We start from the raw sequence: 15440 nt of genomic DNA, 5'->3' as shown, positions 1-15440 counted from the left end.
GTAGCCCAACGGGGGGTTATACTTTCCGGGCTAAAATCAGTCGCTCCATATTGACAGCATCGTAAAATCGGGTCATTTTGCCCATTGCTCACCATACCTGAGTCGGTATTTATCGATTTGGCTCTGGTCAGAAGGATCTTTCACAGCTATGTATCTGCGTGCTTTCGGCCTGAGGACATTATTACCCCACAGCGGGCTGGTTAGATTCAGCGGGCTTTTCTGCCTCGTTCTCTTTTTGGCTTACCCGGTTCAAGCTGAACGTACCCCGGCTTCTTCACACTTGAATGTCGACCTGTCGATGCTGGACCTCGACCGAACGGATGGTCGCTACGCACTTGCCAATAACTCTCACTCGACCGGTTTTATGCCTGCTCCAATTGGGCAGAAGCTGGAAGACGCACCCCACGAATTCAAGGGTGAACAGGGGGCCAGTCTGACCGCGAATTTCAGACAGCACAGCCGATACTGGTTGTCTGCGCGCGTTATTAATCAGACTGAGACCCGTGACTGGTACGTGCACATCAGTAATTTCGGCTTTCAGCAACCTCGCATCCTGATCCGGGACTGGGAGGGTCAGACCATTCATACCATCGATAACTCAGTGACTTCCGGTGCCACGGAAATCAATGCCATCGGGCGTGCGGCCAAAGTCACGCTTGAACCGGGTATGTCCTATCAAATCGTGGTTGAGTTATCCGCAAGTCATGTCACCTGGAAACCTTACATCGGCCTGATGAGCGCAGACTTTTATCAACACTGGCAGATGCAGATGGATTTTGCGTTCAAGCTGGCCATCGGGATCATGCTGGGGATCATTCTGTTGGGGTTTGTTGCCTGGGCTCTGACGTCTGACAAAACGTTTTTTTGGGGAGCTGCGTCTTCTCTGGTGATGCTGTGCTATTACCTGGAACATAGCAGTCTACCAGCGATTTTGGGGCTAGCCAGTTACGAGAAAACGGCATTTTTCTGGTTGCTGGTTACGTTCTCGTTACTGACGATGACCGCCTTTGCCGCCAGTTTCCTGCAGATCAATCGACGGTCAGGACGATCATACTCAGTGTTCTATTACACCGCACTGGCAACCATGCTGGTCGGGCTCGCTGGTACACAGCTTTCGTTCAACGCAAACGTACTTGTATATTCTCTGAACTATTTCGCGGTCTCGCTGGTTATTCTGGGATCGGGAATCTCCAGGGTTCGATCACAGGGGCGTTACTACTGGATGTACATTCTGGGCTGGTTACCCATGGTTTTGTCGATGGTACAGGTGATCTGGGTCGTCAATGCCCCCCGGGAGGCCGTTGAGGAAATTGGCGTTTCCTACAAAATGATCCATGTTCTGTATATTCAGATTTTGCACATGGTCCTGCACATTGCCGCCATCGTTTTGCGCGTCAAAGCGCTGAATGAAGAAAAGCACCGCATGGAGCAGATCAGTCAGGCCAAATCGCGCTTTATTGCGCACAGCAGTCACGATCTCAGTCAGCCATTGCATTCGATGAATGTCTACATGGAATCTTTGAAACCCCATGTTCATGGCCAGGCTGGCAACGATCTGTTTGTACGGCTCAAAGAATCCCATCGCCAGATGAGTGAATCCTTCAGCGCCATCATGGATCTGACCAAGCTAGAGTCCGGCGTGATCAGACCAGGCCTGGAAACCGTGTCACTGGAAAGTCTGTTTTCAAAGTTGAAGAGCGAGTATCTGGGGCTGGCCATGTCCAGGCGTCTTGAGCTGAGTGTCGAAGCCGAATCGTTGCAGGTACGCAGTGATCCGGTTTTACTGGAGCGCCTGCTGCGTAACCTCATTTCCAATGCCATCAAGTACACCGACGCGGGCAAGGTGAGGGTGGTTTGCCGTAGTGTGGACGATCAGGTGGTCATCGAAGTTATCGACACCGGCTGCGGTATTGCCAGTGAGCACCAGGAAGCCATTTTCGATATCTATCACCGGTCACTGGACGCTCCGGATACAACCAGCGGCTCTGGCATTGGTTTGTCGATCGTCAGGCATATCTCCCAGTTGCTGGATCATCCGGTGTCATTAACGTCAGTGCCCGGTAAAGGCAGCTGTTTCGCGATCCAGGCTCCGCTGGCGGAAGTACCGGCTCAGAGCAGAAACCCTGAAACACCGTCAACGAAGAGCAGTAAGTTTGTGGTGGCACTGGTACTGGGCAATACTGGTCTGAGAGATCCGGTGTGGGATCGGCTGAAACAATGGAATTGTTCGGTATTGATTTTCAACTCGGCAGACGAGGTGCTGCAGTCTCGGCTACCAGTGGATATCGTGATGTGTGATGACGCCAATCATCGAGACATCGCGCTGTTATCTGATCGCGCCGACGTTCTGACACAAGACTGCGTGACCGCCTGTATTTGCAAGCCCGGATTCACGTTGCCCGAGCACTGGGTTGCCCTGTCGGCGCCGGTGATGCCCGCTCAGTTGCGCGCCCTTTTGAACTTCGCGGCACGGAAGCGTCAGTCTCAGGCACCGACAGCAGTTGCTGCCCAGTGAAGGTTGACGTCATGGCTACGGTTTTATCGACAGTAATGCGACCACAAGAGTCGAAATCATGAGCGTGAAAATAGTGATTACTGAAGATCACGAGTTGTATCGGGATGCGCTGGGTACTCTGGTGATTGAGGCATTTCCGGGGGTTCAGGTGATTGAATCGGGGGATTTTCCCACGACACTATCCCTGCTCGACACACACTCAGATGTAGCGCTGGTGTTGTTTGACATTCATATTCCAGGCACCAGTGGCCTCAATGGGCTGAAAGAGATCAAAGCCCGTTATCCGGCACTGCCGCTGGTGGTGGTGTCTACGGTTGATTACCAGGCCAGTATTCAGCAGATGCTGCAGCTTGGAGCCGATGGTTTTATCGCAAAAACCAGTTCGCGCGCCATGATGGTTCGGGCGCTCAGAGATGTCATGGAAGGCGAAGTTGTTATTCTCAGTGGTCGCGACAGCGACGACGTCGTAGCACTGTCACCCCGCCAGATCGATACCCTTGAATTACTGGCCCAGGGGCTGCCTAACAAGGAGATTGCGGCCAGACTTAACATTGCTCCTACCACGGTACGTGAATATGTCTCCGACATTCTGGGGCTGTTCAAATGCGATAACCGAACGCAAGCTGTCCTGAAAGCACGCCAGCTTGGTTTTATCCTTTATTGATGCCGCTGTCTGTGCCCGTCATAACCACAGTTTAATAGTGCCGAGTACCCGGAGTGTGATTAGAGCGTTCCCCCACATTCAATCCGGTAGCCCAGATCTATGATCGAATCGCCGACCTGTATACCTTGAATGCGTGCGAGCAGCTCGCGCGCCGCCCGTTCGCCAATGGCTTCCCGGGGGGTAACGACGCTGGCCAGACGAGGGGCCATTACCTGACCGACATCGTGCCCGTGAAAACCAGCAATGGCCATGTCGTCGGGGACACGCAAATTTTGACGCAGACATTCGAAGTAGGCGCCAATGGCCACGTCATCGTTGGTACAGAACAAGCCATCTGCTTTGGGGTAGTCGGATGTGATTTCACGCAACAGGGCAGCGCCAACGCTGAACGATGAACGTTGTGCGCTTTGCAGTGTGGTTGGGGTCAGGCCATGTTCCAGCATGGCTTTGCTGTAGCCCTCCTGTCGCTGCAAGGTACGGGCGTCCATGCGTACCGCCAGGTAGAGAATCTTGCGCCGGCCGGCTTTTATCATGGCTGAAACCATGTCGTAGGCTGCGGTGACGTTGTCGTACCCGACGGCCTGGTGCAGAGGCGCGTTGTGTGTGTCCATGATTTCAACGGTCGGAATGCCGGCCGTCTCAAGCATCCGCAGGCTGCGATCGGTATGCTGGTTTTCCGACAAGATAACGCCATCGACATTATAGGAAAGCAACGACGCCAGGCTTACTTCTTCCATCTCGACGCTGTAACCATAATGGGCCAGCATCAGATGGTAACCTTTGGGTTCAGTGACGGTTTCGATACCCTTGATGATATCTGCGAACACCAGGTTAGTCAGCGAAGGCACCAGTACGCCAATCGCCCGGCTGGTTGATTTGGACAGAATATCGGGCCCGCGGTTGGGAATGTAACCCAGGGTTTCGGCCACATGGAAAATACGCTCGCGCAGCGCCTCAGAGACCGTATCCGGCTCTCGCAGACAACGACTCACCGTCATTTTGGTGGCGCCAACCTGGTCGGCAATGTCTTGTAATGTGGGTCGTCTTTTTTTCACGTTTCGGCCCTTTACCCGTCGCCCGGCACAGTGTCTGGTGAACTGCGATAATACACCGAAAGCCCGAGTTTACCGAAGGCTGTCCAGACATTGTTGAAAAACAGCCTGAGGCGGCTGGTCAATGTCGATGACCGTGGCTTCGCCCTCGGTCGGTTCTTCCAATTGCGCGAACTGACTGAGCAGCATGCCCTTGCCGGCAAAGTAGTGGTGCTGACGTTGCACCAGTCGTGGCCAGATGACGTCAATATCACCCTTCAGGTACAGAAACTGAACAGACGAATCCGCCGAGCGCAGCCGGTCCCGGTACCGGGCTTTCAGGGCAGAGCAGGCCAGTACTATGGCTTCCTCTCTAGCCAGCAAATTCACCAGGTCACTGAGCCAGCTTTCGCGGTCATCATCGTTCAGTGGTGTGCCACTGGCCATCTTTCTGATGTTGTCGGGCGTGTGAAAGTCATCCGCGTCGATGTAGAGGCACTTCAGCGCGGTGGCCAGCTGGTCCGCGATCAGGCTTTTGCCGCTACCGGAAACGCCCATCACAATTATTTTTCTAAAAGCCATCCATTGTTCGCCAATATATGCACCACGGCCGGTTTGGCCGGCCTGGTGCTGGTTAGTGTCGTAAGACGTTACGAGCCGTCAAGTCGGGTGGTTTACAGACGTAGGGTAGACTCGGCATCAAACAGGGATCCTCGAGCCGGATCAAAACCGATGTCGATACTTTGCCCGGGTGCCAGCAACTGGTCGCTGTCACAACTGAAGGTCACGGCCTGGTCGGCCACCCGGGTCCAGACCAGTGTATTGGAACCCATGGGTTCCACAATTTCTATCTCTACCCGGGTGCTGAATGGCATTCCCCGGGCTCCTTCGCCGGCGATAATGTGCTCCGGGCGAATACCCAGCACCGCCGAGCATGAGTCAGACGATGCACGGGCAAACTGATAGCTGCTGGTCGGAATGTGCGTACCGCTGTCGGTAACGAAGCAGGTTTCATCGCCGGTCTGCAAGGTTCCCTGAAAGAAGTTCATTGAGGGCGACCCGATAAAACCCGCAACGTACAGATTGACCGGCTTGTTGTAAATGGTATGGGGGTCTGCCAGTTGCTGAATAACGCCGTCTTTCATGATGGCGATGCGATTGGCCAGCGTCAGTGCTTCGATTTGATCGTGCGTCACATAGATCATGGTGTTTTTCAGGCGCTGGTGCAGCCGTTTGATCTCAACCCGAAGATCCGACCTCAGTTTGGCATCGAGGTTGGATAGCGGCTCGTCAAACAGAAATACTTTCGCCTCGCGTACCAGAGCCCGCCCGATGGCAACGCGCTGGCGCTGACCTCCAGACAGTTCAACTGGCTTGCGTTGAAGCAATTCTTCCATTTGTAAGATCTCGGCTGCCCGGGCGACGCGCCGTTGAATTTCATCCTTTTTGTAGCCGGCGACCTTCAATCCGAATGACAGGTTTTTTTCAACCGTCATTTGCGGGTAGAGCGCATAGGATTGAAACACCATGCCGATGCCGCGATCTTTGGGTTCTTCCCAGGTCACGTTACGGTTGTCGATGTGAATCTGACCGTCGCTAATGTCCATAAGGCCTGCGATGCAATTCAGCAACGTAGATTTGCCACATCCTGAAGGGCCTAGCAGTACAATAAATTCCCCCTGCTCGATATCGAGATTCAGGTTTTCCAGTACCCGGGTGTTGCCATAGTCCAGGGTAAGATCCCGGATGGATACACTGTGTTCAGACATGTTCATTACCCCTTGACCGCACCGGCTGCGATGCCTCGCACGAACCATTTGCCGGAAATAAAGTAAACGATGAGCGGAACAGCCGCTGTTAGAATGGTGGCGGCCATGTGCACGTTGTACTCCCTCACCCCAGTGGTGGTTTGTACAATATTGTTGAGTTGTACGGTCATCGGCATGTTCTGACGACCGGCAAAAACCGTCCCAAACAGAAAATCATTCCAGATGCCCGTCAGCTGCAGGATGATCGCCACTATGGTGATGGGCACCGCCATAGGGATCATGATGCGGAAGAAAATTTGCCAGAACCCGGCACCGTCGATCCTCGCCGCCTTGAACATTTCCATGGGCAGGCTGGCAAAAAAGTTGCGGTACAGCAGTGTCAGAATGGGCATTCCGAAGATCGAATGGACAAGTACAATACTGAGCAGCGTCGAAAAGATACCCAGTTCGCGCATGGTGATGATCAGCGGGTAAATGACGACCTGGTAGGGCACAAAGGCACCAAATACCAGAATGCCGAACACCAGATTGGCATACCTGTAGCGCCAGAAAGACAGCGCATAGCCATTGATAGCTGCAATGGTAATGGAGACCACCGTGGCGATGGCGGTGATCTTGACTGAGTTCCAGAAACCCGGTTGCAGACCGTTGCAGTCGCGCCCGGTACAGGCGCTGAACCAGGCCTTGATCCAGGGCTCAAAGGTCGGGTCGCTGGGCCAGTTGAACAGATTACCCTCACGGATTTCCGGCAGGGTTTTCAGCGAGGTGACGATCATCACCCAAAACGGCATCAGAAAAAACAGCGCTGCCATGATCAGAAATCCGTAGATGCCAAGGCGAGCAATACTCAGTTGGCTTTTGCGAGGGCCGCAGGGGCCCTCCAGTACCCGGCCGGATGCACCCGGCACCACGTTGTTGACAACCAGTGTCATGACAGTCTCTCCCGGTTGCGCTTCATTCGCCATTGGATGAAACCGTTCAGTGCCAATAGCAAAATAACGGGCAGCAGCATCATCATGGCGGCGGCCATGCCCAGTGCAACATTGATTCGATTGGTGATGTGCTCAATGACGAAAACCGCTGGCATTTGTGTTGCAATGCCCGGCCCGCCCTGTGTCATGGCGATGACGATGTCGAATACCCGAACGACGCCTACGCACTGCAGTACAAAGGCGGTAAAGAGTGCGCCTTTCATCATTGGCAGAACGATGAACAGATAGGTTTTCCAGGCGGATATGCCATCGATGCGCGCGGCCTTCCAGATCTCGGTGTCGATACCCCGCAACCCGGCAAGGATGATGGCCATGGTGACGCCGATGCTGTTCCAGATGGCACCGACGACCAGGCCGTAAATGGCGGTATCGGCATTGACCAGTGGCGCGAAAGTAAAGTCGGTAAAGCCCCAGCCGCGTACGGCCGCCTGTATGCCAATGCTGGGGTCCAGTATCCAGCGCCAGGCCAGGCCGGTAATTACCAGTGACATGGCAAAGGGATACAGAAAAATTGAACGCAATAGCGATTCACAGCGAATTTTCTGGTCCATAAACACGGCGAGCAGAAAACCGAACATCATGCTCAACCCGACCGAAAGCAAACCGAAAAACCAGAGGTTGTTGGCGGAAACTATCCAGCGACCGGTTGACCACAAGCGCTTATACTGATCCAGACCAACAAAGTTGAAGCTCGGGAACATCCGCGCATCGGTAAACGACAGAAGGCCGGAATAAACAATGCAGATAACAAAGACACCGATAGCGGTAATGATCATCGGTGCGGTGCCCAGTACACTCATCAGCGCGGACCAGCGGATCCGTCTGGGTTTTGGGTACTTTGCGGGCGACCGGGTCCGGTAACGGCCGGAACCGGCAGAAAGTGTCTGTGACATGTTGATACCTTTGGAGCGCCACCTGAACGACGACAGGTGGCGCGCGTGCTGATGCAAACGGGGAGGGAAGCGCACAGGGTGTGACTTCCCGAAGCGCCGGATACAGGCTACGAGACGATCAGTCGGCCTGGGCGATAATATCGACAAACCGGCGTTGAATGTCCTCGGTACTCAGGCTCGGGTTAGCCCAAGCTTCCAGCCACAGGTCGTCCAGTTGGCCAAGGCCGTCTTCAGTGAAAAACATGTTGGCTGAGGGCAGTACACGGTTGCGATCTTCGAGAATGTCGAGGCCCACTTTCATGCAGTCATCCGCGATGCTCATGTCGACATCATCACGCACCGGCAAGGAGCCTTTGGCGTTATTGAAGCTTGCCTGAACTTCCGGGCTGAGCATCATGGAGGCCAGGGCCAGCTGGGCTGCTTCTACGTCGGGGTCAGACTGCTTGGGAAACAGGAAAACATCACCGCCGGTGTCGAGGTAAGGGTCTTCCGAGGGTCCAGCGATGCAGGCGTAATCAATGCCGGGTTCAAGACCGGCCAGTGCGAATTCGCCCCGGGCCCAGTCGCCCATTATCTGCATACCGGCCTGGTGGGTAATGACCAGGTTGGTGGTGTCGTTCCAGTTGCGGTTCGCCGAACCGTCATCGGTATACTGTTTCAGGCTCTTGAAAAGCTCGATCGCAGAACGCACTTCCGGGCCGCCAGCGACGTCGAGATCGCGGTCCCGGTAGAGTGCTTCAAACCCGTCCTTGCCCAGTTGCGAGACCAGTACGACACGCGCGGCACCGCTGATTTGCCAGCCTTCACCGCCTATGGCAAAGGGCGTGATGCCCGCTTCCTGAAGGGCAGGTGCAGAGGCTATGAAATCGTCAAGGTTGGTCGGCAAGGCTACTCCGGCCTTTTCGAAGGCGGGAATGGATGCCCAGGCCCATTGCCAGGAGTGGATGTTCACTGGCAGACAGTAGATTTTGCCATCGTATTCGCACACATCGAGGATTGAATCCGGGCGAATAAAGTCGCGCCAGCCTTCCTGTTCCGCCAGCTCGGTCAAGTCGAGCAACATGCCGGCTTCGGCCAGTTCTTCATATTGCCGTGAAATGTTGAACTGAGCTGCCGCCGGGGGATCGCCACCCAGAATACGTTGCAGGGTGGTTGAGCGGGCATTGGAGCCACCGGCGATGGCGGTATCGACCCAGTTGTGAGGGGTACGAGCGTCAAACTCATCGGCGAATACGGTCACCGCCGCCTGCTCACCGCCCGAGGTCCACCAGTGAATCACTTCCAGATCAGCTGCCTTGGCGCTGGCCATTGTGATGACCGATGCGGCCGTCATAGCCGCCCATTTCGTTGTTTGCTTCATGATGTTCTCCGTTTTTTATTGCAGCGCCGCTAGGGATGACGCTATTTATAATGAGAAAGTTACCGGTAACATTGCTAAGTATGTTACCGGTAACTTTTAAAGTCTATAACAGGTTTTAACCGGTTACAACGCTTTCAGGTTGAATACTCCAGTGCACTTAGTAAACCACCTTGACCTGGTAGAGTTTTCCGGCCTGGATGTCGCGAATGCAATGCCCTTCCAGCGGCCGGCCGTCGACCCAGATGCCCCTCTGCTCCGGTTTATCAGTGCGTAGATAGCGAACAGCGAAACGTGCACTGCGGAATTGCCGGACGACCTTTACATCGTCCCATTCGGTGGGCAGGGCGGGGCGTACCAGCAAGCCTTCCCGGCTACCTTGCAAACCAAAGAGCGACTCGATCAACGTTCGATAAACCCAGGCAACGGTACCGGTGTTGAACAGCTGACTCGACCGGCCAGCGGTGCGCGGAAACTGGTAGTAGGCACCTCGATAGTAGTTGGGAATATAAACCGGCATTTGGCCGCGCTGGCGGTAGTCCGCCTCGGAATCGCCGGGAATCATCTGTCTAATCAGCCGATAGGCGCGGTCGGTTTCACCGGTCTGGTACAGGCTGTAGGCGTAGAAGGCGGCGGCGTGGTTATAGACCGATCCGTTCTCAGCCGAACCCGGGTGTTTCTGGGTGACCCGGCCGACGTCATCGCGCATGGCGGTGTAGGCTGGCGCGAACATCATGACGCCGTAGGGGGTTTCCAGTTGGGCTTCAATGGCCGCAATCATCGACGATTGCTGTTCTTGCGTGCAGGTACCGGCTAGAATCGCCCAGCTTTGCGGGTTGAGAAAAATCCGCCCCTCGGCATCATCGCTGATGCCGAACGTGACGCCATCGTCGGTAATGCCCCGGCCATACCACTGGCCGTCCCAAAGATGCCGGTTTACCGCCGCGTCGATGTCACTGGCGCAGGCCAGGCATTCTTCAGCAACGGCATTAGCCCCCTGGTGCTGGCACATTTGCGCCCAGAGTTTTAGGGCGTAGGAGGTCGCCACGCTCAGCCAGCCAGACACGCCCTTGCCCTTGTAGCCAACCATGTTCATCGGGTCGCACCAGTCGCCCTGGGCAATGTAGCTGAGCCCGCGTTCATCCCGCGCCTGCATTAGCCAGCGCATGGCTTGCGTCATGCGGTCGAACACCGTGCGTTGGCCGTCACCCTGCCAGTCGCTGACCAGTTGTGACAGTAAGTCGTAGTCACCGGTTTCATCAAGATAGGCCTGCAGCGTGATCGGTAGCCAGACGCAGTGGTCGGTATGGGGAATCTGGTTGATGTATTTCAATTCCGTCTCAGCGCTCAGGCGAATGCCATCGGGCATCGCACCGGATGCCTCTTGCTGACTGAGGGCGTAGACCAGGGCCTCACGGGTAACTCTGGGGTTGATATAAACCATACCCAGTGCGTCTTGCAGATAATTCCGGGTTTGCGGGTCCATGCTGAGCCGGTTTACATCGCCGTGATAAAACACCTGGCGTGGCAGCCAGTGGTTAACAACGTCGTTCAGCAGGGCATCGGGTGTTTCGATATGGAGCACACCTTCCCCCTGGCCAATATAGCGGGCATAACGGGATTGGACCTCGCTGAAATCCGGGGCGCTGAAATAGCGCTCCCGCATTTGTCGGATGTGCGCCTCGTCCCGTGCCGGGCCGATCAGAAAACGATACTCCTGCTGGTCTCCCGGTTCGAGCTCAAGCCGGTATTGCAGGGCTGCAACCGGTGATTCATACAGCGCGTCTCCTTTTGACAGCATTGCCTGCTGCACGCCATCCGGCCGGTGCAGCCCACCTTCGCCCTCAAACTGTTCACGCTGGGTCTCAAAGCTCAATGGCGGCTGGTCGTGCAGAAAATAGGTGAGCTCCTGAAAGTCTTTTTGTTTGAAATAATCATCTACTTTCTGATAGGGCGTGACGTACCGCGCAACGATGCCGCCCAGATCTTCGCGGTAGCTGGCTGACTGATTCATCCAGCTCATATAGCCAAAGGGGGTGTAAGGGTAAAAGCTGAGCGTTCGCGTCCGCTCGGATTCGTTGATCAGCTTTACCTGCCACAATTCGACCACGTCGTCTTCGGTCAGGCTTAGGGTCAGTTCAATGGTGATGCCGGAATAGAGAATGCGCCAGCGAATGTCACTCTGACCCACCGAAAACACAAAGCGGTCCGGTGTGGCCCGAACCGGCTCATAGGGCGCGGAAAAGAGGTCGCCACTGTGTTCATCCTTAATGTAGAAGAACCGGCCCGGGTGATGAGCGTAGTAAGGTTGCTCGGGCTGCATGAAGGTTTTGGCTTCTAGGTTCGGCGCATAGATGTACTTGGCCGGTTCCGGCTGCATGAACTGCGCAGTGGCAAAACCCCGGCAGTTCATCTGTATCATCATTTTCGGGTTCCAGAGGAAACCCGCAGCGCGTGGCATGGCGGTGGGGCTGTTTAACTCAAAACGCTGGCCAGCCTCGGTGGCTTTTATCATTGTTATGGCTCCTGGTGCCTGTTCGGTAAGAGCAAGGTAAAGGGTCTGGCTTGTAATGTTACCGGTAACTATTTAAAGTTTACTGAATTGAAACCGGTTACACAAGCCAGAGGAATTCAAGCGATATGTCTGCACCGAGTGTTTTTGACAACCGTTGTTGTCAGTTGGGGGAGGGGCCCTTGTGGCACCCTCGTCGACAACAGCTGTTCTGGTTCGACATCCTGGAAAACCAGCTGCATAGCCGTCAGCGGGGTGAGGCGATAAGCTGGTCGTTTGACGAGGCGGTCTCAGCGGCAGGCTGGGTCAGTGAAACCGAGCTGCTGATTGCCAGCGAGACCTCGCTGTTCAGGTTTGATTTGGATACCGCAGAGCAGGTTCCCGTGTACTCGCTGGAAGCCAATAACCCTGCAACCCGCAGTAATGATGGGCGCGCCGACCCCTGGGGCGGGTTCTGGATCAGTACCATGGGCTGGCACGGGGAAGCAGGGGCAGGCAGCCTCTATCGGTATTACCAGGGTGTACTGAAAAAACTGGTGTCTGATCTGAGCATCCCCAATGCCATCTGTTTCGCGCCAGATGCCTCCTGTGCCTACTGGACCGACACCGCCGAGGGGCAATTATGGCGTCAGCCACTCGACCCGGTTCATGGCTGGCCCTCAGGCGACAAGCAGCGAGTGATCGATTTTGCTGCCCAGGGGCTTAACCCGGACGGCGCCATTGTGGATGCCCGGGGCGATATCTGGAGTGCCCAATGGGGCGCTGGCCGTGTGGTTCGTTACAGCCCGGAGGGCAGAGAACAGCAGGTGGTAACGCTGCCGACCCCACAAACGACCTGTCCAGCTTTGGGCGGGAAAGCGCTGGATACACTCTATGTAACGACGGCTGCCCAAGGGCTGGAGGCGGCAGATGGTTTGGGCGGGCGGGTGTTTCAGTACCCTGTGGGTATTCGTGGGCAGGCTGAGCACCAGGTAAAGCTGTGAGACGGGTAAATTTCACCACGGGATAACGCCAGCAACATTTTTTTGAACGCCCAAAGGTAATCAAATCAAGCAGTTAGAACCAGCGTTCGAAATATTTGCGTTTGGGTGCTGAGAAACCTTTGACATCATCGGTGGAATCTATATCCTTGGTCACAGCTTAAAAAGAAAGACGCAAGATAGTTTAATTGCTCCATGCCGGTTTAGTTTTATTCCTGCCTTGAAGTTCTTAAGTACGTCAGCTCCAATTTTTATGCTAAAAGAGCTCAATTTCGGGCACAATTGTTAATTGATAGGAATACGACTATGTCTACAGTAACTGGCACCGTTAAGTGGTTTAACGAAGCAAAAGGTTTTGGTTTCATCGAGCAGGAAGGCGGCAAAGACGTCTTCGCACACTTCAGTGCTATCACTGGCTCTGGCTTCAAAACCCTGACCGAAGGCCAAAAAGTTGAGTTCACCGTAACTCAAGGCCAGAAAGGTCCTCAGGCTGAGAACATCACCCCTCTGTAAGGGCTGATTGATTCTACGAAAGGCTCTGCTTAGGCAGGGCCTTTTTTGTATGTGTCCGATTTGTTAAGCCGTAGTTCAGGCGGTTTCCCTTACAAACCAAGACTTTACAGTACCTCTGTTTTTAGTGTAAAACCTCGACAAAAGTTCTACACAGCCCATTCCCGCTGCGCTTTGATTTTGACTGGAAGTCTCGTACACTGTTTCAATCATTCGTTTTTAAATCCCCGGTCGGATGAATGTCGGCCGTGAGTCGCCAAAGCCGACCCATTGAGCTAATGTAAGATCACTGTGAAGGCCTGTGTACAGTTGTGACACCCCTTTAACCGTTTTGTAAGAGGTCACCAGTTCGATGCGACGAGAGTCTGACCTATCCTGGAAAACTTTTCTGGAGATGATTTCCAGTCTGTCTGCGCAGTTTGTTGCGACGCCTCATCACAAAGTCGACAAGGTTATTCAGCAGGCGTTGGATCGGGTTGGGCGCTATTTCAATGCTGACAGAAGCTACATCTTTCTGTTTTCAGACGATGCCCGGCTGTGCAGCAATACCCATGAATGGTGTGCCGACGGGGTGACTGAGCAGATCGAGGGTTTGCAGAATCTCGAAGCGGACATCTTTCCGAACTGGCTGCATTCGTTCAACGACGCCAAACCGGTTCATATCCCTCAGGTAAACGACATCCCCTCCGATAGCGTTGAGTACGGTATTCTGGCCCACCAGAGTGTTCAGTCAGCCCTGATGGTACCCATGAACACCAAAGACGGTCTGTTTGGCATGTTTGGGCTCGATCTGGTGCGCACTCACAAATCCTGGAGCGATGACGAAATAGCGGCCATTCGGCTGTTGGCAGGCAATATATGCAGTCTGCTTCAACGCCAGCGTGCCGAGCAAAAAATTGATCGTCTGGCATTTTTCGATACGCTAACCGGGCTAGCCAACCGGTCACTGATTCGCGAACGCATTCGCCAGAGCCTGCGATCCAGCCAGCGCTCATCGCTTTACAATGCGCTGATCATTATTGATCTCGATCGCTTCAAATCGTTGAACGAAGAATACGGACATCATTGCGGTGACGAACTGCTCAGCCAGATGGCGGAGCGATTGCGACGCTTTATTCCGGAAAGCGATTCACTTGCCCGGCTCGGTGATGACGAGTTTGCGGTTCTGGTTGACAGTGTTTCTTCAGAACTGACCGATACACTGAGTCGGGTTAAAAAGCTGTGTGAAACATTGAATGAGGTCTGTACGGAGCCTTATGAGCTTGACGATCAGCGGGTTCATGTCAGCATCAGTTTTGGTATCAGCATTTTCGACGGCGATATTACCGACGTCGAAGTTCCGTTGCGACAATCCGACATAGCCATTCGCCGTGCGAAGGCATCTGGTGGCAATACCATCCGTTTTTATGACAATCACCTCGAAGTTCTGTCCGTCCAGCGGACCAGTCTGCTGCACGATATGAGACAGGCCTTGCTGAATGATCAGTTCGAACTGCATTATCAGGTATTGGTTGACGCCAACCAGAAGCCAGTTGCGTGCGAAGCGCTAGTGCGCTGGAATCACCCGGAGCGGGGGCTGTTGTTGCCCGGCGTTTTCATTCCGTTCGCTGAAGAGAGTGGTCTGATCGTCCGACTTGGTCGCAAGATTCTCAGCCTGGCGTGTGAGCAGTTGCAGATTTGGCAGGATGACCCCGTGCTTGGCCAGCTGCCAATGTCGGTCAACATCAGCATGAAACAATTCAGAGACCCGGGTTTTGCCAGCTTTGTTGCCAGCCTGGTCGACTTTCAACCCCAACTTTGCCGGCAGTTGAAACTCGAAATAACCGAGTCTTTGTTGGCCGTAAACCTCGACGATGTCATCACCACCATGGATAAGCTGGTGGCTCTGGGGCTGACCTTCTCGCTCGACGATTTTGGCACCGGCTATTCTTCGCTATCTTACCTGCGCAGCTTGCCGCTTTCGCAGTTGAAGATTGACCGCAGTTTTGTGCGCGAAGTCGCCGACCAGGCGCAATCAAGAGCCATTGCTCAAACCATTTTGACTCTGGGTACCAACCTCGGTCTTGATGTTGTGGCAGAAGGTGTTGAGACGCCGGAGCAACGCGAAGAACTGGTGTCGATGGGTTGCCGGATCTTTCAGGGCTATCTGTTTGCCAAATCGTTGCCGGCGGCCGAGTTTGAGGCGCTGGTGCGCTCTGATAATATTACCGGGTAAAT

Annotated in this window: 12 protein-coding genes; 5 read left to right on the top strand and 7 right to left on the bottom strand. The window is 54.4% G+C overall.

Features of this window, described 5'->3' with window-relative positions:
- Nucleotides 1–280: 280 nt before the first annotated feature.
- Both EP166_RS05280 and EP166_RS05275 read left to right on the top strand, forming a co-directional pair.
- Complete coding sequence (locus EP166_RS05280; protein ID WP_164743826.1) at nt 281–2515, top strand: sensor histidine kinase; 2235 nt, start codon at nt 281–283, stop codon at nt 2513–2515.
- A 58-nt stretch (nt 2516–2573) separates the two neighbouring features.
- Complete coding sequence (locus EP166_RS05275) at nt 2574–3179, top strand: response regulator transcription factor (RefSeq protein ID WP_127555730.1); 606 nt, start codon at nt 2574–2576, stop codon at nt 3177–3179.
- 59 nt (nt 3180–3238) lie between these two features.
- On the opposite strand, the gene gntR is transcribed toward EP166_RS05275, so the two are convergent.
- The 7 genes from gntR to EP166_RS05240 form a co-directional block, all read right to left on the bottom strand.
- On the bottom strand, nt 3239–4234 hold the full coding sequence (gene gntR, locus EP166_RS05270; protein ID WP_127555729.1) for a gluconate operon transcriptional repressor GntR: 996 nt from the start codon (nt 4232–4234) through the stop codon (nt 3239–3241).
- Nucleotides 4235–4303: 69 nt separating this feature from the next.
- Nucleotides 4304–4792 carry a gluconokinase gene (locus EP166_RS05265; protein ID WP_127555728.1) on the bottom strand — a complete coding sequence of 163 codons (489 nt, stop codon included), beginning with the start codon at nt 4790–4792 and terminating at the stop codon, nt 4304–4306.
- Nucleotides 4793–4884: 92 nt separating this feature from the next.
- The gene (locus EP166_RS05260; RefSeq protein WP_220432482.1) at nt 4885–5979 is read right to left on the bottom strand and encodes an ABC transporter ATP-binding protein; all 1095 of its coding nucleotides are present in this window, start codon (nt 5977–5979) and stop codon (nt 4885–4887) included.
- Nucleotides 5980–5984: 5 nt separating this feature from the next.
- On the bottom strand, nt 5985–6911 hold the full coding sequence (locus tag EP166_RS05255) for a carbohydrate ABC transporter permease (protein WP_127555726.1): 927 nt from the start codon (nt 6909–6911) through the stop codon (nt 5985–5987).
- Nucleotides 6908–7864: a carbohydrate ABC transporter permease gene (locus EP166_RS05250; protein ID WP_127555725.1), complete on the bottom strand. Its 957-nt coding sequence runs from the start codon at nt 7862–7864 to the stop codon at nt 6908–6910. Before EP166_RS05250 ends, EP166_RS05255 begins: the two co-directional genes overlap by 4 nt.
- Nucleotides 7865–7982: 118 nt before the next feature.
- A complete protein-coding gene (locus EP166_RS05245; RefSeq protein ID WP_127555724.1) occupies nt 7983–9224 on the bottom strand; it encodes an ABC transporter substrate-binding protein in 1242 nt (413 codons plus the stop codon).
- A 157-nt stretch (nt 9225–9381) separates the two neighbouring features.
- Nucleotides 9382–11736 carry a GH36-type glycosyl hydrolase domain-containing protein gene (locus tag EP166_RS05240; protein WP_127555723.1) on the bottom strand — a complete coding sequence of 785 codons (2355 nt, stop codon included), beginning with the start codon at nt 11734–11736 and terminating at the stop codon, nt 9382–9384.
- Nucleotides 11737–11861: 125 nt separating this feature from the next.
- Between EP166_RS05240 and EP166_RS05235 the strand changes: the two genes are divergently transcribed.
- The 3 genes from EP166_RS05235 (at nt 11862) to EP166_RS05225 (ending at nt 15438) form a co-directional block, all read left to right on the top strand.
- Nucleotides 11862–12716, top strand: a complete 855-nt coding sequence (locus tag EP166_RS05235; protein ID WP_127555722.1) for an SMP-30/gluconolactonase/LRE family protein — start codon at nt 11862–11864, stop codon at nt 12714–12716.
- A gap of 303 nt (nt 12717–13019) precedes the next feature.
- Nucleotides 13020–13226: a transcription antiterminator/RNA stability regulator CspE gene (gene cspE / locus EP166_RS05230; protein WP_028671572.1), complete on the top strand. Its 207-nt coding sequence runs from the start codon at nt 13020–13022 to the stop codon at nt 13224–13226.
- Between the two features lie 391 nt (nt 13227–13617).
- The gene (locus EP166_RS05225) at nt 13618–15438 is read left to right on the top strand and encodes a sensor domain-containing phosphodiesterase (protein WP_164743825.1); all 1821 of its coding nucleotides are present in this window, start codon (nt 13618–13620) and stop codon (nt 15436–15438) included.
- Nucleotides 15439–15440: the final 2 nt, after the last annotated feature.

The sequence above is a fragment of the Saccharospirillum alexandrii genome, from assembly GCF_004000275.1.
Lineage (GTDB): Bacteria > Pseudomonadota > Gammaproteobacteria > Pseudomonadales > Natronospirillaceae > Saccharospirillum > Saccharospirillum alexandrii.
The sequence above is the reverse complement of the archived record's forward strand: the minus strand, read 5'-3'. Positions and strand labels throughout refer to the sequence as shown.